Here is a 21,989-nt window from a genome sequence, read left to right as displayed (position 1 = left end):
TTTCGCCCGCGAAAAAGCTTTTTTGAAAAATTTAAACGAGTAAGATTGCGCGCTAAAATTTTACGTGATCCCTGCTGCAAGAGCTAAAGTATAGCGAGCAGGAGATAGAATTTACGCGATAAATCTTGCGTGATAAATTTTAAAATGAGCCGCAAATCCTACAAGAAGCTGTAAATTCCATCTAGCAAGAAATATCTTTTATCCGCAGCGCCGTGATAAAATGGATTAAAAGTTCCCTCGTATGCCTTTTCAAAAAAGCCTTCTTTGCTTAGCTTTATAAGCTCTGCATTGACGAAATCCAGTAGCTCTTTATTGCCTTTCTGAACGCCAATACCCATGAAATCGGGCTTGCCTAGAGTTTTAAGCGGCACTTCTACCTCGCTATCGACTACCGGATATGCCATTGCGATTAGATTATCGGTCGCGTAGGCGTCCACGTCGCCGTCTTTTAGCATGCGGTAGCACTCTCTGGCGATCTTACAAAATGTAAAATTTCCAAAACCTTCTTGTTTAAAAAATGCCTCGCCCGTACCGCCGCTTTCGAGTAAAATTCTCTTCTCTCGCAGATCGGCTAAGGATTTTATTCTATCGGCCTTGCGGGTTAAAACTCCAAGATTTACCGAAAAATACGGTGTTGAAAAATCGATCTGCTGCGCGCGTTCAGGCGTAATGGTAATCGTAGCGATGACGATATCTACGCGGTTGTTTACTAAAGCTGGAATTCTATCCTCGACCTTCATCGGCACAAGCTCGATTCTGCCGCCTTTTTCGCCGAAAAGATCATTTGCTATGGCCTGTGCCATTGTAACTTCAAAGCCCTCAAAAGTTCCATCGTTTAGCTCACTAAAAGGAGGCTGTCCGTCGTAAACACCGATGCGAACGACGCCTTTTGATCTGATCTGTTCCAGACTATCGGCAAAAGCAACGATAAATGGTAGCAACATTGCAAGAAGCAATTTCATGGCAAATCCTTAAATTTAATCTCTTTTCCGCCTTCAAACGAAGCGGGAAATTTTATTTATTAAAATTCTAAAAGCCGGACTTATAAATTTAAAGCAAGCTCTTAGAGCATATTATAAATTCCATCTAGCAGAAAATATTTCTTATCCGCTGTACCGCGATAAAATGGATCAAAACTCTGCTCGTAGGCCTTTTTGAAAAAGCCCTCTTTGCTTAGTTTAATGAGCTCTGCATTGACGAAATCAAGTAGTTCTTTATTGTCTTTCTGTACGCCGATGCCGATGAAATCGCTAGGGCCTAGGTTTTTAAACGGCACTTCTAAAGTATCATCGATGACGGAATATGCAAGCACGATGAGATTGTCGTTTATATAGCCATCCGCATCGCCATTTCGAATCATTTCGTAGCATTCCTTAGCCGAAGCGCAATGGCCTAAATTTTTAAATCCCTTGGTTTTGAAAAATTTCTCGGCTACTGTCGCGTCGCCTTCGAATACGATCTTTTTATCATGAAGCTGCGCGATATCGGTAAAAGCGTCGGCTTTGCGCGTTAATACGCCCAAATTTACGGAGAGATAGGGGAGGGAGAAATCGATTTTTCTTTTTCGTTCGTTGGTGATGCTAAATAGACCGATAACTAAATCAAGCTTGTTTGCCTCTAAAAATGGAATTCTATCATTTACGCTTAGTGGGATGAACTCGATTTTGCCCTCTTTTTTGCCGAAAATTTCTTTAGCAATAGCGTTTGCAAGATCGATCTCAAATCCTTCAAATTTGCCGCCATTAGACTCGCAAAGCGGCGGATGAGCATCTCGCACTCCGATGCGAATGACGCCGTTTTGTCTGATTTGATCTAGGCTATCGGCAAAAAGCGCCGCACAAAATAGAGCCGCTATAAAAAGTAGTTTCATTTTATGTCCTTAAAATGGGATTTCGCATATTATCCTCTTATAATAAATGATGTTTTAGTCGAAGGCGTTAGATAAAACACTGCTAAATTCCGTCCTAAAATATAGCATAGAGCCCATCTAGTAAGAAATATTTTTTATCTGCAGCGCCTTGATAAAATGGCTTGAAAGTTTCATCGTAAGAACGTTCGAAAAAGCCCTGCTTGCTAAGTGTAACAAGCTCTTTATTTATCAGATCAAGCAATTCGGTATTGCCTTTGCGCACCCCGATGCCTAAGAATTCCGGATTACCTAGATTTTGGATTGCTACTTCTAAGTTATCATCGATAATGGAATAAGCTAGCACGATGAGATTATCGTTAACGTAAGCATCGGCTTTGCCTTGCTTAAGCATATCATAGCATTCGGTAGTAATGGAGCAATGGATTAGATTGTGGATTTTATTTTTATACAAAAAATTTTCTGCCGTAGTCCCGCTACCCTCTACTAGGACCTTTTTGTTTAAAAGATCGTCTATACTTTTGATGCCGTCGCTTTTACGCGTCAAAACTCCCAAACTCATCGAAAAATATGGATAAGAAAAGTCGATTTGCCTTTTTCTATCTTGCGTTATAGTGATGGTCGCGACTGCAAGATCTACCTTATCGTTTTGTAATGCAGAGATCCTATCGCTGGCGTTTAAAGGGACGAACTCGACTCTACCGCGCTTATCGCCGAATATGCTCTTAGCTATAGCATCTGCAAGGTTGATTTCAAAGCCTTCGAAATTACCACTTTTTTCATCACTAAAAGGCGGCCTACCATCACGAACACCGATTTTAACGACTCCGGCAGATCTGATCTGCTCCAAACTGCCCGCAAAAACACTGCTGCAAAGTGCAAAAATAATGCAAAAAAGTAGCTTCATAAACTATCCTTTTCTTAAATTTAATATTATCCCTTAGATATTGCGTGATTTTACCCTAAAATAGTTAAACATAACTTCAATTACATAATACGGATTGCTAAATCGGCAGTAAGTGAATGAGATTAGAATTTAAGAAACGATAGATAAATTTTATGAAGTGAAATTTAGCCGTAGCGAAATGTGGCGCAGGAAAGTATAAGCTTTGATTAAAATTTATCTATCGTAATTTACGGTGCAGTTTTTGCTGTATCGGCATAGAATTTTAATTTGGAATTCATCCATCATACCTGCTTGCTTTTCGAGCTGGAATTTTTACGTCTTGCCTACGTGCCGCATATTTCGCAATAAAATTTTAAAATTTGCTTGGGTTGAAATGCTGTTTTGTGTTATAGAATTTTGCGGTATTTTAAAACTATTTTTCGCCGACTTCTACGATTTTGCTTAGCACGTATTGTTCTAGCTCGCGTCTAGGCACGTCATTTTTGAGCGCTTCGTTGTAGATATTCTCGACTATGCGGCTGTATTTTTCGTAAGGAAAGTAGAGGAAATGGTTCGCCCAAGCGCGTTTGATAAGCTCATGCGTTAGCTTTTTTCTAGCCCACGCTTTGAAGCAATCAAAGCCGATAAAAACCGCCGACGTCGCTATGATCGTAAATAAAATGGAGAAGTGAAAGTCGATCTTTTCAAACATCGCGTGCGTCAGCGTTATCAGAAACATAACGCAGACGAATGCGAAGCAGGCGAAGATCACGTAGGATTTGCCGTAGTTAAATTTAAAATTTAGCTTCGAAGGATCGACGAGCATGCCGTCGTTAAACTCGGCATTAGCTTCGAGCAGATCGCGGAAAAGCACGGGTTTATGCGAGACATGAAACATAATTTCTAAAAGCCTATCTTTAAAATTTGATTTATCCATCGGAGTTCCTTCGATTTTTGCGGCATTATATCTTAAATTAAATTGTTATAAGATAAAATGGTGCGAAATTTCAAGGAGCGATTATGTTTGAAATCAGCGGAATGAGCGGCGATGAGATAGTCTATATTAACGGCAAGCTTTGCAAGGCCAAAGAGGCCGCGATAAGCCCTTTTGATCGCGGTTTCGTGCTTGGAGACGGCATCTATGAAGTAGCGCCCGTGGTAAATTCTAAAATTTGCGACAGAGCGGATTTTTGGGAGCGCTTTGAGCGCAGCGCCGCGCAGATCGAGCTGAAAATTCCATATTCTCGCGAAAAATATGAGGAAATTTTATATGAGCTCATCGCGCAGGGCGGCGTGAGCGAGGGCGCTTTCTACACTCAGATCACAAGAGGCGCGGCGATGCGGGATTTTGATTACGTCCGCGGCATAGAGCCTAGCGTCTTTGCTTTCGTCTATCATACGCAAATTTTTGATAATCCGCTCGCAAAAGAGGGGATCGAGATCGTAAGCCTGCCCGAGATCCGCTGGCATAGGCGCGATATAAAATCGATCTCGCTTTTAGCTCAGTGCATCCTAAAGCACGAGGCTCACAAGGCGGGCGCTTATGAGTGCTTTTTGATCGAGGACGGGCTGGTTACTGAGTGTTCGAGCTCCAGCGCGTTTATCATCAAAGATGACGTTCTTATCACGCGGCCACTTTCAAACGACATACTGCCGGGCATCCGCCGCAAGGTGATCCTAGGCCTTGCCGAGCAGGCGGGGCTTCGTGTGGAACAGCGGGCGTTTGGAATGAGCGAGGTTTATGAGGCCGATGAAGCCTTCATCAGTGCGGCGACGCTGATGCTACTGCCGATCGTAAAAGCAGACGGCAGGCAGATCGGCGGCGGCACGGTCGGCAAATACGTACCGCGCCTGCGAGAGATGTATGCTGCGCGGCTAAAAGCCGAAGCGGGACTGTAATAGGGCGGTCGAATTTAGCCCGTTAAATTCAAACTTATGCGGGCTGATTAAATTTTGCTTTCTAGCTCCCCGGTTATGTGACTCAGCTCGCTTACTAATTCTAAAATCTCAGCCAGTTCGTATTGGTGAGCATATGTCGTTCCGGTAGTTGGAGGTATGCTAAATAGCTCTGTTTCGAAGCGGTTCGGCGCGCCGTTTAGAAATAGGTAAAATTTATTATCCATAAATGCCGCACTGATGCTAAATTTATAATAGTATCGCTTCAGCTCATTTAGTCGCTCCATCAACGTAGGCGTCAATAGATAGCGAGCTTCGACCTTGTCGCCGGTAAACACGCGAAATTCGCTATTAAAAACGACGTTGTCCATTAGCTCCTTCTCGCCTAAAATTTTTGTATTTAGCTCGCGGCTCGCCAAGATGGTTTTGGCATAAAATCTCTTGCCGAATTCGCATATCAGCACGCTGCCGTTAAAATCCATATACGCATCATATAAGCTCATTGCAAGCGAAGCTAGCTTCACATAGGTATTGTCTATGCCCAGATCGTAGTTCTTTTTGATTCTAATCGCCTCGCTAAGGCTAAATTTTACCCCATCCCATTCGCCTTTTATCTCATCTTCGCTGATAAAATCGGAGTTTGCAAAGATTCCCGCTCGCCTGAATTCCTTCGCGCTTATGCCGCGGCCTGGCGAATAAGTAAGCTGCGGATACGCCTGCGAGATCGCCGTGCGCACCAAAACTTTTTTGTAAAACAGTTTATATTCATAAGCGGCGTCCGCAATGCCGTCGTAAATGCAAGCAACATAAATAATCAAAAGCACCGCGTAGATAAGATAAACTTCGATCATCTTGTAATCCGTATCATCGTCTGTTTTAAATACCGCATCGATCGCAAACATCACAATAAATGGAAACAGATACAAAAATGCTATCTTGGCATAGATCATCACTACCTTGCAAATACACTTTTTTTGTTTGGCTCTACTTAGCGCTATCGCTCTTTCTAGCTGCATGCGTTTCCTTAAATTTTTTGATCCGAAATTCTATAAAATTCATTCTCTTGATAAAATTTTACCACGGCCTCGTCTGCGCTTGCGCTGCGCTGCAAATACCGCAGCAGGGGCTCTGAGCGCGTATATATCACCCCGAGCCCCGCAAGGCTCGTCGCACGCGAAAGCGCCACGTAGAGCTGCCCTTTGGCAAAGATCCTGTCGATGTCGCAGATGAGCTGCGGGATGCTCATGCCTTGGGATTTGTGGATTGTGATGGCGTATGCGAGCTTGAGCGGGAACTGATAATACCGCGCCAGTACGATCTGCTCGGCGTCCGCGCCGCTCGCGGCGATCTCGCTTAGTTCGTATGTTTGCAGCTGCACGCGGCTTAGCATGCCCGAGGGTTTTTTTACGACCACGCTTTCGATCTCGCCGCAGGAATCTTTTTCGATTTTTTCGACGACGCCTTGCTCGCCGTTAAAAAACTCGCCGCTTTTATTCGCGGTAAACAGCACCTTTGCGCCCTCTTTCAGCGTCAGACTTTGCGGCGTATTTAGCGAGGCGATCCATTTTTGAATTTTTTGCTCGCTCACGCCGCTTTGCAGCGCCTCATAAACGCCCTCAAAGCTGCTTTGCGGTGCATTAAGCTTGGCTAATCTGGCGCTATTTATCGCATCTACTTCGGCGTTTCGGCCCGAGATTATCGTGGCATCTGGTTCTGCTTGCGCGGCATCGATGAGCAAAGATCGCATCAGCTCCGCCGTCTGCTCGCTTGTGATGCCGAGCCGCAGCTCACAAAGCAGGCGGTATAGTGCCGCATCCGCGGTGCGCTTAGAGCCTATCATCTCGACGTAAAAAAACTCGCACTGCCTCCACGCGTACGATCCGAAGGCGTAATCCGAGTCGCTAAATAGGCTCGCGCGCGGCGCGCTCTCGCCCTCTTTGCGTACCGGCGGAAGCTGATAAAAATCGCCCGTAACGAGTAGCCGTCCGTTAAATTTAGAATTTGAAATTCTAAGATAGATCATCTCGAAAAGCTCGGCGCCGATCATCGAAATTTCATCGATTACGATGAGATCTGCGAGGGCTAAAATTTTTCGCAGCTCGCTTAGTTTGCCGCTTTGTTTGCGATCGAAGCTCTTTAGCTCCTCGTGGTTTTTGCAAATGCCGAAGCGGAAGAAGCTATGCACGGTCACGCCGCCGATCTCTACGGCGCTGATGCCGGTGCTGCCGAGCACGATGACGAGCTTGCCGCGAGCGCGGTAATCCTCGATGAGCTCTTTTATCACGTAGCTTTTGCCCACGCCTGCGCCGCCCGTGATGAAAATATTGCGATCTTTTAGCTTTTGGATGATGAAATTTATCAAGTTTTTTCCTGTTTTTTGGCAAAATTATAGCCAAAATTTTTTAAAAGGCATTGTTTGAAACGATTAGTATCTCTCATCTTCGCGGCTTTGGTTCTTGCAGGTTGCGGCGAAACCGTCGGCCCGCGCAAGTTTATCCCCGAAAATCCCGCGGTTTTAGATCTTGATTACGCTCAAAACAGCGAGCGGCTGCCCGCTCCTGCGTCGGTGCAAAACATAAGCGGAAGCGCGTTTAAGAGCCGCTATTTTAAAATTTGGTTTGACGATGCGCCGATTAAAGCCGAAATCGATACGTTTTGGGGGCTTAATTACGCCAAGGGGCGCCATTTTGACGCCGCAGGCAGGATATATAACGACGCGGTCTATCAGAGCATTCGCGCAAACGCCAATGAAGAGGCGTTCGGGCTAATCTCCGCGCCAGCTATAACGGTAAAAAATGCGTTGCTGCGAAATATCCCAAGCGATCTGCCGATTTTCGGCGATCCGAGCGAGCCGGGGGAGGGCGAGCCGTTTGATTATGCCGCAAATTCCGCCGTGAGCGTGGGCTATCCGCTGCTGCTGTCGCATTACAGCAGAGACGGCGCGTGGGCGTTCGTGCGCAACGACGGCGTGTGGGGCTGGATCAGAAGCGACGCGATAAAGCGCATCAGCCCGCAGCAGGCGGATATCTACGCAAATTCTAAATTTATAACGATCCTGCGCGAGGGCGCCGCCATTTATGACGAAAGCGGCGCTGAGCTTTTTAGGGCGCGCACTGGCACGATCCTGCCCTATGATTTTAGCGGAGAGCGCGATCTTGGCGGCACGCTCGGCGTGCGGAACGTATTTAGCGGCGAAATTTTAACCCAGTTTGGCGCCAAGAGATATTTAGTTAGCGCGGAGGATGCGAGGCTTTGGCCCGCGCCGCTTGATGAGCAAAACTCAAAGATCGTAGCCGCTAGCCTGCTCGGGCAGAAATACGGCTGGGGCGGGTATAAATTTCTTCGCGATTGCTCGCTTATGACGAAAGACTTTTTGGCAAATTTCGGGCTGTGGCTGCCGCGAAATTCCAAGGCGCAATCGGGCCGCGGCGAGCGTTTTTCGCTGGCAGGGATGAGCGCGGATGAAAAGCTTAGCTTTATCGGCAAAAACGGCGTAGCGTATAAAACCCTGCTGTATATGCCCGGCCATGTGATGCTTTATGTAGGGCGGGTGGACGGCGAGCCTGCGGTGCTGCACGATATCTGGGGGCTTCGCACGATGGACGGCGGGCGCGCGGTCATCGGGCGCACGGCGATTACGTCGCTTACTATCGGCTCGGATCGCGCGGACATCGCCGAGGATCGACTGTTGATCTCGCGTATCAGCGCGATGAGCGTGCTTTCGGGTGAGGATGACGGCGTTTTGGACGATCAGTTTGGCTCTGCGGATTTCGGTGCGAATTAAACGCTGTCTCGTAAAAAATAGAGAGCGGGCTATGGGCGATGGCCTCTGAAAAAAGCAACGACGAGAACCGGATGCATGTAAAAAGAGCGGACCGCGCGTTGCAAATATGAGTGCAAGCCGTCGCCGCTACAGAAAAACGATGTCTTGTTTGTGTATGCAGGCGCGAACTGCTCGTCGCTATCGAAAGCGGCGCGTTGCTTGCGTATATCTCTGCGAACTGCTCGCCGCTATGGATAGAAGCCCGCGAATATAAGCGCGCTCGCCGCCGTCTCTTGCAAATCGCTTCGTCTAAAACATCGTCTCTTGCGTATTTCTTACTAGCGATGCGTTTGCCGTTTCGTCGTGCCTACTAGGCGCATCGCTAAATTTTACATTTCGTGTCTTCATCGCCAATATACGCGCCCTTGCGCCGTCGGTAAAATTTTGCTTTAAAATTTCGTTTGAAATTTTAAAGGAGCTGTAGCGAGCCGGTAAAATTTCATTCGCTGTTAAAATTTCATTCGCTTGGCCCTTAAAATTTTAAGAAGCGCTTTTTCGCTAAATGTGCAGACGGCTCTAAACGCGCCCAGGCTTCAGAGCCGAAGCTATTTTTCGCCGCAAGCGGGAGCGTGCGTCATTTGCTGTCCAGGCCTAGGCCGTGCAGTATGTATCCAAACTCCGCGCCGCCTACGATGATGATTTGATTGTTCTCGTTGCAAAGCGAGGCTAATTTGCTTACTTTCTTCGGCAGCTCGACGACGTTTCCGCGCATATCTTTAACCGTCCTCGGCTCTCCCGCGGCGGCGTTTAGACAAAACGCTAGAAATAAAACGGCGACGAGCGCCAAATTTTTCCTTACGAGCATACTCTCTCCTTGGTGCCAAAATTTTATAAAACGTCTAGGGCTGCGGCATGCCTTAGGTTTTACTCTCCCCTTAGAAAAACAAAAAATATCTCGGCGTTTTGCGCTTATACTCTAAATACTCCTGTCCGTAGGCTTGCTCGCAGTAGCGCTCCTCGCCCAGGACCACGAGATGGTTGTATATGGCAAAGGGTACTATTGCTATGAGTAGCCACAGCGACGCCGAAGCGACGCAAACGCCAGCCATGCCGAGGAAATAAAAGAAATACATCGGATTGCGCGATAGGCGGTAGATGCCGCCTTGTGCGGCTCTGTCCGTAGGCGCTGCCGCATAGTCGTAAAACGCCTTGATGAAGCCCGCGAAAGCCGCTATATAGATCACCGCTTCGATCCAAAACCATGCGCTGCCCGTCTTAAGCGGCACGAACACCGACAAAATGAGCAGCACTACTTGCAGCAGCGAGCTTATGATCGCATTTCGCTTGTCCGCGAGCGTGTACCACGAGGTATCGGTGGCGCGCTTGCCGACCTTTTTGTAGATAAACATATACGCGAACTGTATCAGCACCATCGCAAATGAGGGTATCCAAGCGCCCGCTAGAACTGGCTCAAGCGTCGTAAAAAATGAAATTTCCATGACCGCCCCTTTGGCTTTAAATTTTATCTTGCAGCTTTGTTTTGCCCTTGTTTGCTTGCCGTTGCTTTGTCCTTTTTCACCCGCCGCGAGTTTAAATTTTACTCCGCCTCGCACTGCTTATTCGGCACGCTCTTTGCTCGGTACATTGTCCGCCGCAGATGTCGCTTGCTAAGGTAATGTGATAGTGACGCCGCTCATTCGGGTATCGACGCGCCGAGCACCGATGGGATCTGCACTTTATGCGGGCGGCATCCGCACTTCAACGCGCCAAAAATGCGATAGTGCCGCTTATTTTGACGATACGACGCCGCTCGCCAGTATGACTAGACGATTTGTATATCTGGTGTCGAGATAGGACAGGCAGTCTGCTCGGCACCGATGTGCGTCGCACGATGAAACATTCTGTACCGATGTACTCGCTGCCTACTACACGATGAAACTGTTCGGCACGGGTTGCCTGCTAGGTGTGGCGCTGATGCCGTTGCTTCGGTGCCGCGTGTTATTTACCCTCCGGGCTAAGTCCTTTTAAAATATAGCCAAATTCCGCGTCGCTTAGCTCGTAATTCATAAATTTTTTATAAAACGCCTTCGTTTCGGCCTTTATGTCGATATCCGCAAAAAGCTCCGGCTGGATGGTTTTCGCCGCCCATAAAATTTGAAGCACCGTATCCGCGCCGTATCGATCCCAGTTGAAAACCCCGCGCGGATTGCCGTAAACGCGCCCGTTTTTGACCGCATCCGTGCCGCTGTAGATCGGGCTGGATTTGATCTGAGCTACCGCATCTTCGTTGTGATCGCCGCCCACGATTATGATCTGCGGGTTGCTAGCGATGATCTCCTCGGCAGTGATGGTTTTCATCGGGCCTTTTGTGGCGGTGATCGCATTCGTTCCACCGGCTAGCTCTATCCACGAGTCGATCAGCGTGCCCTTGCCGTCGATCTTTAAAAGATCGGTTCCGCCTACGATGTGAAGGACGCGCGGGCGCTTATCGGGACTTAAATTTGCGGTGCGGCCGCTAACCAAAGCGATATTTTTATCGAGATTTGCGATCAGATCCTTCGCTCTTTGCGGTGCGTCGCCGCCTAGCATATCGCCGCACATCCTGATGCTGCGCCTCATCTGCTCGTAATCGCTAAAGCTCGCCTTTAAAACGGTAAAGCCCTGCTTAGCTAAATTTTCGCCTGCCAATGCGGTTGAGACGATGACTACGTCGGGGTTGCGGCTCATCAGCTCCTCTAAATTTACGTCGTTATTTTTTAGCAGCACGGGGATCTGCGCCAGGCGCGGATAAATTTTAAGAAACCATGCGTTTTTGCTGATGTTATCGGTGGTGGCGACGATCTTATCCGCTCCGCCCAGAGCCAGTAAAATTTGATTGTTCGAGTGCCAGAGTGCCGCGATACGCTCAACTTTTGCGGGGATTTTGACCTCAGCTCCGTCCATATCCTTGATAGTTCTAAGCTCTGCCGTGCTCGCAAAAAGCGCACTTGCTAAAAGCAGTAGTAAAAATTTTTTCATTTTTTCTCCTAAAAGGTATTGAAATATACGCTGCGATATTACATAAAATCTCATTAAAATTGCGTAAATTTTAACCGCCGCCGTTGCGATCATTTATTATTTTTCAAAGTAAATTTTTATATAATCCATTTTAAATTTAGCATTTTTGAAGGAGAGAAAATGGATGAAATTTTGTATTTAATAGGCGCCGCCGCCGGGGTTTTAATCGCGCTTTTTATCATCGTGCCTCTGTTTTTCAGGCGCATAGTGGAGACGAATGAAGTGCATATCGTCCAGAGTGCGCGCAAGACGACGAGCTACGGCAAAGATACCGGTAACGGTAACAGCTATTATGAATTCCCAAGCTGGGTGCCGGTGCTGGGCGTTACGAAGATCGTTTTGCCGGTCTCGGTCTTTAGTATCAAGATCGAGGATTATGAGGCGTATGATCTGGGCAGGCTTCCTTTCGTCGTCGATATTACGGCGTTTTTTAGGATCGTGGATTCAAATTTAGCCGCACAACGCGTCAATAATTTTCAAGACCTGAATAATCAGCTTACAAACATCATTCAAGGCTCGATTCGTTCGATCCTTTCGAGCCGCGTGCTTGAGGACATCTTGCAGATCCGCTCCGAGCTCGGAGATGATTTTACCAAGGCGGTAAAGACGCAGCTGCAAAACTGGGGTATCGAGCCCGTTAAAAATATCGAGCTGATGGATATCCGAGATAGCAGCGGCAGCAAGGTTATCTTTAACATCATGGAGAAGAAAAAATCCCAGATCGAAAAGGAAAGCCGCGTCGAGGTCGCAAACAACACCAAGCTCGCCCAGATCGCCGAGATCGAAGCCGCGCAAGCAACCGAAGTGCGCCAGCAGGAGGCCAATAAGATGGTAGGTCTTAAAACCGTCGAAAACGAGCGAGAGGTTGCGATCTCAAAGGAGCAGGCCGAGCAGCTCATCAAGGATCAGCAAAAGATCACGCAGGAAAAGGCGATGGAGGTCGTGCGGGTAAACGACGTCAAGCAGGCCGAGATCAAAAAGCAAGTGGAGATCGTAAAGGCCGAGCAGGAGCAGCGCAAGATCGAGATCGACGCCGAAGCGCGCAAAAACGCCAAAATCCGCGACGCCGAAGCGATCAAGGAAAATCAAATTTTAGTAGCGCAGGGCGATAAAGAGAAGCAGTTTCTCGCCGCTGCGGCGCTTTTGGAGATGAAGGACAAAGAAGCGCAGGGTACGCTAAAGATAGGCTCTGCAGAGGCTGAGGCGCTTAGGCTAAAAGAGCTCGCGCCCGTAAACGCACAGATCGAGCTCGCGCGCGAGATCGGCGAAAATCAGGGATACCAGACCTATCTCATTTCGATCAAACAGATCGAAGCGAACCGCGACATCGGTCTGGAGCAGGCCAAGGCGCTAAGCGCGGCGGATCTTAAGATCATCGCAAACGAAGGCAGCGTGGGCGAGGGGATGAGTAAATTCGGCGAAATTTTAAGCGCCAAGGGCGGCACGCAGCTAGCCGCGATGCTCGAAGCGCTAAATCAAAGCGAGGTCGGCAAAAAGGTGCTGGATAAAATTTCGGGCGCCAAGGAGGAGGATAAATCCGAGTAATATTCGCGGTCTCGGGCGAGTAAAACTTTAAATTTATACGCTAACGGCGCTGCGGAGGAGGGTAAATTTGAGTAATAGCTGGTGGCGAGATTATTGCACTCTTGATAGGAGCAAAATTCTGGGGAGTAAATTTTGAATGATAGCTAGCGGCACAGCGCGGGCGAGCAAATTTGAGCGGTCTGCCCGTCCGGGCGGTTTACCTACCCGCATCGGATAAAATTTAAGGCGCTAGCGGAATTTTAAAGATTGTGAAATTTCAAATACTCGCGAAATTTCGAATTTCGCTGGAATTTAAAACGTCGTGAAATTTTAAAATGCCGTGGAATTTTAAATATTGCGGAATTTAAACGCCACATTTCAAACGCTCGTAAAATTTCAGGCTCTCGTGCGCGAGTATTTAAAGGCGGCGCAGTATTGCAAGACATCCGCAGAGTGCCGAAATTACGGGTAAATTTTAAAAAATTCGCAAAGCAAGATTTAAAATTTAGGCGCGGGTGCATAGCGTTCACGCGAATTGCACTTAGTAGTTGTAGGTTTGCCGCCGAATGCTTGAACTTTAGCGCCTAGCGGTCAAATTTTGCCGCCCGCGAGGCTTAATTTATTCGGTTCGGATGAAATTTAAGAAGTGCGAGCTGTTGGCGGCAGCGCAAAATTTAACCCATCCGCATAAAATTTTAAGGAGCGTACGATGGCAAACGCCGTAAATTCCGCGCAGTACCAAGCGCGCATCAGGCAGACGGAAACTCTTTTCGAGGGGCAAAATTTTACCGGGCGCCAAACGATAAATTTAAGCGGCGGATATGAGATCGTAAAAGACGCATATAGGCTCGGCGCGACAAGCTTTAGCGGCGGCGAATACACGCTGTTTGATACTCGCAAAACGCAGATAAAAAGCTGGCGCTGTATAGACGATAGGGCGGAATTTTTTAGCCTGATCCGCCACGCAGACGGCAAATTTTACCTCGTTTTTCGCCAGGATCTATACGGCTATAGCGTGCTTGATCTAGCCTCAGCGCAGATTATGCGCTTCGTGCCGGACGCCTGGCTAGATGGCAAGGAGAGCTTCATTTGGGACGGCGCGCACTATCTGCGGGGTTGGGACGCGCTGGCGGTGGACGGCTGCTACTGGGCGGCTCCAAACGGCGTGCATTTGGTGAGCTTTGCCGAGCCGATGAGCGAAGAGCAGAGATATGTAGACGTTTTAGACTGCATACAGGGCGGTTACGACATCTACGAGCAGGCTGATTTTGCGGGCTTTGAGGGGAATGAACTGAGCCTGAAATGCTTTCGCGCGGACGCCTTGCGATATGAAAAAGTAAAAATTTCGCGCGAGCAATACCGCGAATGGATGCCCGAAGCAAAACGGCTATAAGCTTTAAATTTGCTAAATTTCGCGCCTAAATTTAAACGCTTGCAAGCGGTAAATTTTAACGACGAGCCGCAAAAAGCGGAATTCGGCGAGACCAAAGGGGCTGAAATAAGGAATACGGATGTTTTTTGAATACATTTTAATCGGCGCCTGCGTAGGCTTTATCAGCGGATTTTTCGGCATCGGCGGCGGCACGGTCGTGGTGCCCGTGATGATGCTCTTCGGCTACGACGTCAAGTACGCCATCGGCATCAGCATCATGCAGATGATCTTCAGCTCGATTTTCGGCTCGTTCGTAAATTTTAAAAGCAAAATGCTCGACGTCGCGCCGGCGCTGGTGCTGGGGCTCGGGGGCTTTTGCGGCGCGCTTAGTAGCGGCTTTATCGTAAGCTATTTTTCGTCGAAATTCCTTCTGGGCACGCTTATTTTAGTGCAGATCATAAATTTAATCAAACTATTCAAAACCCCGACCGAGCCCACCGGCGAGCCCAACGAATCTAAAATTTTGCTCTTTATCGTGGGGCTGTTCGTCGGCGCCGTGGCGATCAGCGTGGGTATCGGCGGCGCGGTATTCGTGATGCCTATTTTGATCAGCTTTTTAAACTACGACATCAAAAAGGCCGTCAGTACGGGGCTATTTTTCGTGATATTTTCCTCAAGCGCGGGCTTTCTGAGCCTTTCCGCGCACGGGCTCGTATACTATAAGATCGGCGCGTTACTCGGCGTCGGCTCGCTAGCGGGCGTTTACGCGGGCGTCAAAACCTCGCACAAGATCGGCAAAAAGGCTCAAAAGCGCTGGATGATCGCACTTATCGTCACGATACTTTGTATAACGGTAGATAAATTTTTAGACTTAGGACTTTTGGCACGGCTTGGATTTTGGGTTTCGGATCTTTTGGCTAGTTTTTAAGATTTCTAAATTTAGTCAAACATCGGCGTTTAAAACCGCTCTTTGGAGCGAAATTTACCGACTAAATTTGAGGATTTTAACGCAAAATAGCTTTTTGCTTGCGTATTTTTGATCACGGCTAAAATTTGGGTAGTAAAATTTGACCCTGAATTTGACGGATTTGCAGACGAAATGAAAATTTAACTCGCTAAATCTCCAAATTTGTCCGACTTTCTACTTTAAATTTTGCTCTCGTTTTCGGCGTTTTTAGCAAGTGCTCCTTTAAATTTGTATTTAAAATAAAACGTCCATGCAAGCGGGCAAAGGATATTTAAAACCATTGTAGTGTAATTTCCTTGCGTATTAAAAACTATCCATATCGAGGCGGAAAAACTAATCAGATAAACGACCGTGTATGCGATCGGTAGGAAACTTTTTAACTCAATCGTTATTACTAGAACATAAGCGCAAATCGCAACTAAAGATGCGATAAAAAAGCCGACGAATACCCCTTCTTTTTGGCGGTCTATATGAGCGTCAAAATAGCCGTAAATACAGCCTATAAGTATAAAAATAGCGAGCACCAGCCAGATAAATTTGAGCCAGCGCGCAAAAGAAGCCCTAAATAGCATATAGGAGCAAAATACTAAAAAATACGCATTTATGATAAAGTGGTAAAACATTAAAAAGAAGCCGTCGCCCAGGAAACCCCAGTCGTAACCGAGGCCAAATATTGCGTTATTTATCAGCCAAAACGCGCCGGATCTAGCCGCTAAAAACGCAGCCGTAAGTAAAATCGGATGTAGCAAGACCCTGCCCGCGAAAATATCTGTGCAGACGCATTTGAAAAAAATTACGATTTTTGGCATTTTGGCTCCTAGATTTGCGCTTTGATGCAAAGTAAAATTTACTCCGTTAAATTTTACGCTCGGATTTTACTGCGTTTGTTTAAATAAATTCGTCAAACTTAAAGGCGTGCTAGCTTGGCGCAGCGCTGCTACGAGCGTAAATTTTACTTTGAAAATATACAGCGCGCGATTGAGAGGATGGTGGGGTTTTTGGGGGCTGGTCTGCTTGCAGTTGCGAGGTAGTGCCGAAGCAAAGGAAGGCGACGCTTCGTAAGTAGAACCCCTTCCGCTCCCAAAAGTAAAGCTTAAAATTTAAGAATGTCTGAAAGCCTGAATTTGGTAGATAGCCGCTCTTGCGAGTGAAATTTTAAAAATTCATTCAAATTTTGAGCTAGTTAAATTTTATAAACTGGGCCGCGCTGTATTTATAAGCAAGGCTCGCCGCCGTTAAAGCGAAATTTCAATGGTGATTTGTCTTTTAAGCGCTCAAATTTTGATAAAATTCGGCTCAGCGAAATCGGCAGAAAAGAGATCAAAATAAAGGAGAAAAAATGGCGATAGACGGAGTGAAAATTATCGACAGCGACGACGGATACGATATCTATTTGACTATCACAGAGCGCTACAAGGACGGCGAAAATGTTGAAACGATACTGCGGGAGGTTCTAAATCAGGCGGAAAATTTCTGCACCGATGAGCTTTATAGCGAGATTTATTGGACAGCCCTGGCGTATTCGCTTTGGAAGATCGGATTTTTAAGTGACGAAATCCGCGAAAAAGCCCTTGCTATCATAAAAGGCGGTGCAAGCCAGATGTGGAATAAGGTCTTTGAAAAATCTCAAAAGAGCCGCCAAAAAGCGCTTGACAAATTGGCCGTTCAACTAAAAAGCGAAAACCCTAGACCGCTTAAACGGCCCAAAATTTCGAAGCAAAAAACGCCGTATTTTGAGGAGGGCGACGTTTTGTCTATCCGGATGCAGCAGGGATACGGCGTTTGCTTTGTCTCGGCGGTAGATCAAACCCCCAGAAAGCTCGAGTACCACCTAGCCTGCACCAGACTGCTGCAAAAAGAGCCGCCCGGTATGGATGATTTTTTAAAAAGCAAGATCGCGAGCTCGAAAAACGGCGGCTTTCTTAGAGCGGACCGCTGGTTTAATCATAAGGATTTAAAGGAGCTGCTGCCTTATCTAAAAAAGATTGGAAAGGTAAAATTAGCCCCGTTTAAATTGGGCGAATTATCTCCTGCGAAAGAATTGGAAGATTTTTATAATAAAATCACGGCAGATCCAAAAATATGGGGCTTTAGGCTAATAGATACAGCCCGTTTCGTAGAAGCGGTGATTGAGGATATAAATGAATAAAAGCGCCGCGCGGGAAATTTTAAAATTTGACCCCGGCGAAATTTTATAAATTTAGCCCTTTGCGGTGAAATTTTATAAATTTAATTCTCCGCGCGTGCTTTTCTTTCTGAAATTTCATCGCTGCTTGCACTATTTAAAATTTCATCATTGCTTGCGGCGTTTTTTGCGAGCGATTTTTGAAATTCGTATTTGAAATAAAACGCCCACGCGAGCGGACAAAGGATTATTAAAATGACGGCTACGACTTCGGCGGATTGCGCATGAAATATTACAAATAAGGCACCTATGTAGTTAAGAACATAAGCAAAACCCCAAAATACCGCGTTTGAGCGGTCGTTTGATATCTCGGTTGCGACCGAATAGATGCAAATGCAAATTAGCGAGGCAATTAAAAAGGCTTCAAGGACGCCTAGTTTTTGGTAGTTTACGTCCGAAGCAAAATAACCCAGTGCGCAAGATGCCAAGATTATCGCGAGTAAAATTTTGCGTAAAATTTTAAGCGATTTGACTTCGGGCGAAGCGTAGATAATATGCGCGCAAAGAGCTATAAAATAGGCACCTGCGACAAAATCAAAAAATATGTAATAAGCGAATTCTCCAAATATCCCCAAATCATAGCCGCTTCCTAAAATTTTTTCATCTATGACATATAGCGTGCCGAATTTCGCCGCTAAAAATACAGCCGTAAGAAGGATCGGATGCAGCAATACTCTACCTGTAAGCATATCCGTGCAAATGCGCCCGAGGAAATTTATCAATCTTTTCAAGCTAGGCTCCTTTGAGATTTCGCCTCTTGTGGCGTCTTTCGTGAAATTTTCGCCGTTTGGTTTAAATTCGATCTTAAATCGGGATAAATTTTAGCTTGAGAGCTTTTAAAAATCGCTTAGCGGCAATGGTGTAAATTTGCGCACCCGGGAGCGGGTTGCGTATTTTAAAATTTGCGCCGTTAAAATCATTTTCCTATCGCAAGCTGTTTGCGGGCGGGCGCATATTGTAAAAGGCGCAGACGAAATAGGGCAAAATAGACTCATTCGTCCGCTTGTAACATTTAAAATTTTATCGATTTTTAGTTGCGCAGCTGCTTTATCCGCGGCGATGTGTTTGCGCACAGCGAGGTTTGTGTGCGGCCGGCTAGCCTGCGGTATGGATTTGCACGCAGCAGGGTTTACGCAGCAGGCAGCGGGTGGATAAATTTTAGTTTAGATAGTTAGCGAGGGTGCGCCCCTTTTCGCAGCGAATGCGAAGCGGGGCGCAAATTTTATAAATTTTCGGCAGATCGCCGAGTTCAAAGCGTAAAAATTACGCGCCTAAAACTACAGCCGACAAAAGCCCCCATAAAATGGCCTCTATCGCTAGCACCGAGTGAAGTACGGCCTTATTCATCGCTTCTCCTTTGTTTTTAATTCTATTTATTGCTCGGCTCGGGCCGCTAGGGGCGTACCCGATCGATCTATGAGCGGGATTATATAAGATGATTGTGTTCTTAATGTGTCTTTTGCAATTTAGGACAAAATTTCTCCGTCCGTTGCAAAGCGCGAGCGAGCGGCGGCAGATTTCAGGCAAAATTCGGCCGTCTGTGTTAAAGCGCGGCAAATTTAAGCGAGCCTGCCGCCCGCCGTAATGCGCGGCAAAGTCGTAATGCGCGGCAAAGTCGCAGCGCGCGGTAAATTTAAAGCAGAATTTCGACTTTGTCGCGGCGCGCGACACACCCGCGCTTTTTTACGTCGTCAAAGCTTGTATCATCAAAGCTTGCATCGGCGCGACTTGCGCCCGTGGGGTGAAATTTTACGGCGAGCCACGAATTGCAAGACGCAGCTCATCCGCGCCGTCTTGATCTGAAATTTAAAGCGGAATTTTAACGCGCGCTTCGGTTCCGACGCCCGGTTCGCTTTCGTATTCGATCTGTCCGCCTAAAATATCGAGCGCTCTGCGTACGATGCTAAGCCCAAGCCCGCTACCAAGCTGTTTGTGCGATTCCTCGCACTGATAAAATCGGTCAAAAATTTTATCCAGCTTCTCGCGCGCGATGCCGATGCCCTCGTCTTTTACGATCACCTGCGCAAAGCCATCGCAAACGCGGCAACGGACGAAAATTTTACCGCTCGGGCGCGAGTACTTAAGCGCGTTTTCGATTAAATTTCTCCAAATTTGATTTAGCAGCCCCGCGTTTGATCGCACGCTAAGCGGCGATAAATCTAGCTCGAACTCGTGCCCTTCGTAGCTTTGGCTCAGCGATATGATGCATTGCCGCAGCTGCTCGTCGATACGTACCGCTTCATCTAGGCGCACCGCCGCGCCGCTATCAAGTCTCGTTAGCTTTAGCATATCGGTGCAGAGCTTGCTTAAGCGGTTTGCTTCCGCGCCGATGGAGGCTGCGTATCGCACCGCGCGCTCCTCGCTCACGCCGCTCTCTATCATCTCGCTTAACGCGGCGATTGAGGAGATCGGCGTTTTCATCTCGTGCGAGACGTTTGAGACGAACTCCTTTTGTAGCTGCTCGTGCTTTTGCAGCTTTTGCGCCATTTTATTGACGTTTACTACGAGCTCGTCGAGCTCGTGCATATAAACGTAATCGGTGCGATGTCCGTGTAGCTTGCGCTCGGCGCGCGCCTCAAAATCGCCGTTTGCGATCGCGGTGATCGCGCCTAGTAGCCGCTTGATCGGGCGAAATAAAATTTTAAGCCCGAAGTAAAGCAGGGTAAAATTTAACGCCATCGTGATTAAGCAGATGATCGCGCACAGCGCCACTCCGTCCCAAAACCCGCCGATCTTGCCGCCGATGCCTATGTAAAAAAGCATGCAAACCGCAAAGCAGACGATGAAATTTATCACGCCGAATGCGAGCGAAGAGTAAAACGCGATGAAGCTTTTGAGGCTGATGAGGTATTTTTTCACGCTCGCTCCTTTTTTACCGCTTTGTAGCCAAGCCCGCGCACAGTGATTATCTCAAAGTCCTTGGAGTTTTCAAATTTCGCCCGCAGCTTTTTGACGTGCGTATCGACGACGCGCTCGTCGCTGTCCGTTTCGTAACCCCAAATTTCGCTCATTATCTCAAATCTCGTAAAAATTCTGCCCGCGTAGCTTAGCAGCAAAAACAAAAGACGAAATTCCTTCGGCGCTAGGCTTATACGCTCGCCTTCGGTGCGGACGCTAAGCGTATCATAGTCAAGCTCGCTTCCGCCGATGAGAAGCCGCTTTTCGTTCGCGATCTTTGCGCGCCTTAGCAGCGCATGCACGCGCAGCACGAGCTCTTTTAAATTTATCGGCTTGCTCATATAATCGTCCGCGCCGCTTTTAAAGCCCGTCTGCATATCCTCGATCTCGCTTTTTGCCGTTATAATCAGTATCGGCTGGCTCTTGCCGTCGCGCCTAACGTACCTGCTAAGCTCAAAACCGTCCATCTTAGGCATCATCACGTCCGAGATGATCAGATCGAAGTGCGCCTCATCCAGTGCCTCTGCCGCCTGTTTGCCGTCGAAGGCGCAGCTCACGCTAAAGCCCTCATCAAGCAGTTTTTCCCTTATCGCCGAGCTCAAAGCCTCGTCGTCTTCGACCAGTAAAATATTAAGCATAATCGCTCCCGTTTTGCTAAATTCATGCGCTTAAATTTATACATAAAATTTTAAGAAACAATGAGATATTATACGTAAATTTTTTCAAGGAGTAAAGAATGAATTTCAAAAAAACCATATCGGCTGCCGTTATTGCAGCTTCGGTGCTGGCGCTATTTAGCGGATGCGCGAAAGAGAGCTCTCGCGTAGTGCAAACCCCTACGGTAGCGACCCTAAACACCAACTACTCGGGCGAGCGGATCGCCGTGTCGGTAGGGCGCTTTAACAATCAGTCCTCTTACAACAACGGCGTGTTCTCCGACGGCGAGGACAGACTGGGCAACCAAGCGCAGACGATCCTTATTTCAAATTTACAACAAAGCGGGCGCTTCTCGGTGCTTGATCGTACAAATATGCGCGCCATCAAAGAGGAAAGCGCAATCTCCAAAAGCGCACAAAATTTAAAAGGCGCCAGATATGTTATCACCGGCGACGTGACTGAGTTTGGCCGCAAGACGACCGGAGATCATCAGCTGTTTGGAATTTTAGGTAAGGGAAAGACCCAAACCGCGTATTCTAAAGTAAATTTAAACATCGTTGACGTCAGAACGTCCGAGGTGGTCTTTTCGACCCAGGGCGCGGGCGAATACGAGCTATCAAACCGCGAAGTGCTAGGTTTCGGCGGCACTGCGGGCTACGACTCGACGCTAAACGGCAAGGTGCTAAGCCTAGCGATCATCGAAGCGGTCAATAATCTCGTAAACGGCCTTGAAAACGGCGCGTTTAAAGTGAGATAAGGATTAAATTTGAAAGCGAGTAGCGCTCTTGCTCTTGCTGCTGCGGCCGTGATCTTTTGCGGCTGCGGCGGCGGGAGCCGGAATCAAATTTATTACTGGGACGGCAGCTACACGGACTCGACCTATCAGTATCTAAAGCAGGAAGGCGACGTAGGCGGGC

Annotated in this window: 20 protein-coding genes; 7 read left to right on the top strand and 13 right to left on the bottom strand. The window is 47.4% G+C overall.

Going from position 1 to position 21,989, the window contains the following annotated elements:
* Nucleotides 1–158 precede the first annotated feature (158 nt).
* The 4 genes from Q0393_RS08330 to Q0393_RS08315 all read right to left on the bottom strand — a co-directional run bounded on the left by Q0393_RS08330 (nucleotide 159) and on the right by Q0393_RS08315 (nucleotide 3,690).
* Nucleotides 159–962, bottom strand: coding sequence for a transporter substrate-binding domain-containing protein (locus Q0393_RS08330; protein ID WP_005870746.1), 804 nt, complete (start codon nucleotides 960–962; stop codon nucleotides 159–161).
* Nucleotides 963–1,063: 101 nt separating this feature from the next.
* A complete protein-coding gene (locus tag Q0393_RS08325) occupies nucleotides 1,064–1,870 on the bottom strand; it encodes a transporter substrate-binding domain-containing protein (RefSeq protein ID WP_297904974.1) in 807 nt (268 codons plus the stop codon).
* 94 nt (nucleotides 1,871–1,964) lie between these two features.
* Complete coding sequence (locus Q0393_RS08320) at nucleotides 1,965–2,774, bottom strand: transporter substrate-binding domain-containing protein (RefSeq protein WP_298979383.1); 810 nt, start codon at nucleotides 2,772–2,774, stop codon at nucleotides 1,965–1,967.
* A gap of 412 nt (nucleotides 2,775–3,186) precedes the next feature.
* Nucleotides 3,187–3,690, bottom strand: a complete 504-nt coding sequence (locus Q0393_RS08315; RefSeq protein WP_297904971.1) for a hypothetical protein — start codon at nucleotides 3,688–3,690, stop codon at nucleotides 3,187–3,189.
* An 83-nt stretch (nucleotides 3,691–3,773) separates the two neighbouring features.
* Between Q0393_RS08315 and Q0393_RS08310 the strand changes: the two genes are divergently transcribed.
* The gene (locus tag Q0393_RS08310; RefSeq protein WP_298979380.1) at nucleotides 3,774–4,652 is read left to right on the top strand and encodes an aminotransferase class IV; all 879 of its coding nucleotides are present in this window, start codon (nucleotides 3,774–3,776) and stop codon (nucleotides 4,650–4,652) included.
* Nucleotides 4,653–4,699: 47 nt separating this feature from the next.
* Here the strand turns inward: Q0393_RS08310 and Q0393_RS08305 are convergent, their stop codons facing one another.
* Nucleotides 4,700–5,665 (bottom strand): DUF3137 domain-containing protein, encoded by a 966-nt coding sequence (locus Q0393_RS08305; protein ID WP_298979378.1) that lies wholly within the window; start codon nucleotides 5,663–5,665, stop codon nucleotides 4,700–4,702.
* Between the two features lie 8 nt (nucleotides 5,666–5,673).
* Complete coding sequence (locus tag Q0393_RS08300) at nucleotides 5,674–7,011, bottom strand: AAA family ATPase (RefSeq protein WP_298979377.1); 1,338 nt, start codon at nucleotides 7,009–7,011, stop codon at nucleotides 5,674–5,676.
* Nucleotides 7,012–7,065: 54 nt separating this feature from the next.
* Between Q0393_RS08300 and Q0393_RS08295 the strand changes: the two genes are divergently transcribed.
* Entirely contained in the window at nucleotides 7,066–8,433 is a 1,368-nt protein-coding gene (locus Q0393_RS08295) for an SH3 domain-containing C40 family peptidase (protein WP_298979376.1), read from the top strand.
* Nucleotides 8,434–9,046: 613 nt separating this feature from the next.
* On the opposite strand, the gene Q0393_RS08290 is transcribed toward Q0393_RS08295, so the two are convergent.
* The 3 genes from Q0393_RS08290 to Q0393_RS08280 all read right to left on the bottom strand — a co-directional run bounded on the left by Q0393_RS08290 (nucleotide 9,047) and on the right by Q0393_RS08280 (nucleotide 11,430).
* Nucleotides 9,047–9,277 (bottom strand): hypothetical protein, encoded by a 231-nt coding sequence (locus Q0393_RS08290; RefSeq protein WP_298979374.1) that lies wholly within the window; start codon nucleotides 9,275–9,277, stop codon nucleotides 9,047–9,049.
* A 70-nt stretch (nucleotides 9,278–9,347) separates the two neighbouring features.
* The gene (locus Q0393_RS08285) at nucleotides 9,348–9,911 is read right to left on the bottom strand and encodes an isoprenylcysteine carboxylmethyltransferase family protein (protein WP_298979371.1); all 564 of its coding nucleotides are present in this window, start codon (nucleotides 9,909–9,911) and stop codon (nucleotides 9,348–9,350) included.
* A gap of 499 nt (nucleotides 9,912–10,410) precedes the next feature.
* The gene (locus Q0393_RS08280; protein WP_298979369.1) at nucleotides 10,411–11,430 is read right to left on the bottom strand and encodes an ABC transporter substrate-binding protein; all 1,020 of its coding nucleotides are present in this window, start codon (nucleotides 11,428–11,430) and stop codon (nucleotides 10,411–10,413) included.
* Between the two features lie 159 nt (nucleotides 11,431–11,589).
* Here Q0393_RS08280 and Q0393_RS08275 point away from each other — a divergent pair, with 159 nt between their 5' ends.
* From Q0393_RS08275 to Q0393_RS08265, 3 genes are all read left to right on the top strand, one after another.
* The gene (locus tag Q0393_RS08275; RefSeq protein WP_298979367.1) at nucleotides 11,590–13,014 is read left to right on the top strand and encodes an SPFH domain-containing protein; all 1,425 of its coding nucleotides are present in this window, start codon (nucleotides 11,590–11,592) and stop codon (nucleotides 13,012–13,014) included.
* A 688-nt stretch (nucleotides 13,015–13,702) separates the two neighbouring features.
* Nucleotides 13,703–14,386, top strand: coding sequence for a hypothetical protein (locus Q0393_RS08270; protein ID WP_298979365.1), 684 nt, complete (start codon nucleotides 13,703–13,705; stop codon nucleotides 14,384–14,386).
* A 118-nt stretch (nucleotides 14,387–14,504) separates the two neighbouring features.
* Nucleotides 14,505–15,293: a sulfite exporter TauE/SafE family protein gene (locus Q0393_RS08265; RefSeq protein WP_298979364.1), complete on the top strand. Its 789-nt coding sequence runs from the start codon at nucleotides 14,505–14,507 to the stop codon at nucleotides 15,291–15,293.
* Nucleotides 15,294–15,511: 218 nt separating this feature from the next.
* Here Q0393_RS08265 and Q0393_RS08260 read toward each other — a convergent pair whose 3' ends face one another.
* Nucleotides 15,512–16,141 (bottom strand): hypothetical protein, encoded by a 630-nt coding sequence (locus tag Q0393_RS08260; RefSeq protein ID WP_298979362.1) that lies wholly within the window; start codon nucleotides 16,139–16,141, stop codon nucleotides 15,512–15,514.
* Between the two features lie 530 nt (nucleotides 16,142–16,671).
* On the opposite strand from Q0393_RS08260, the gene Q0393_RS08255 reads away from it, so the two are divergent.
* The gene (locus Q0393_RS08255; RefSeq protein WP_298979361.1) at nucleotides 16,672–17,481 is read left to right on the top strand and encodes a hypothetical protein; all 810 of its coding nucleotides are present in this window, start codon (nucleotides 16,672–16,674) and stop codon (nucleotides 17,479–17,481) included.
* Nucleotides 17,482–17,561: 80 nt separating this feature from the next.
* On the opposite strand, the gene Q0393_RS08250 is transcribed toward Q0393_RS08255, so the two are convergent.
* From Q0393_RS08250 to Q0393_RS08240, 3 genes are all read right to left on the bottom strand, one after another.
* Nucleotides 17,562–18,248, bottom strand: a complete 687-nt coding sequence (locus tag Q0393_RS08250) for a hypothetical protein (RefSeq protein ID WP_298979359.1) — start codon at nucleotides 18,246–18,248, stop codon at nucleotides 17,562–17,564.
* A 1,075-nt stretch (nucleotides 18,249–19,323) separates the two neighbouring features.
* Nucleotides 19,324–20,376 (bottom strand): HAMP domain-containing sensor histidine kinase, encoded by a 1,053-nt coding sequence (locus tag Q0393_RS08245; protein WP_298979358.1) that lies wholly within the window; start codon nucleotides 20,374–20,376, stop codon nucleotides 19,324–19,326.
* Nucleotides 20,373–21,053 (bottom strand): response regulator transcription factor, encoded by a 681-nt coding sequence (locus Q0393_RS08240; protein ID WP_298703168.1) that lies wholly within the window; start codon nucleotides 21,051–21,053, stop codon nucleotides 20,373–20,375. The genes Q0393_RS08245 and Q0393_RS08240 overlap by 4 nt, the downstream gene beginning before the upstream one ends.
* 98 nt (nucleotides 21,054–21,151) lie before the next feature.
* Here Q0393_RS08240 and Q0393_RS08235 point away from each other — a divergent pair, with 98 nt between their 5' ends.
* Nucleotides 21,152–21,829, top strand: coding sequence for a CsgG/HfaB family protein (locus Q0393_RS08235; protein ID WP_298979357.1), 678 nt, complete (start codon nucleotides 21,152–21,154; stop codon nucleotides 21,827–21,829).
* The last annotated feature ends 160 nt before the right edge of the window (nucleotides 21,830–21,989 follow it).

The sequence above is a fragment of the uncultured Campylobacter sp. genome, assembly GCF_938015785.1.
Taxonomy (GTDB): Bacteria; Campylobacterota; Campylobacteria; order Campylobacterales; family Campylobacteraceae; genus Campylobacter_B.
Note: the sequence above shows the minus strand (reverse complement) of the source record. Positions and strands in the feature narration are given on the sequence as shown.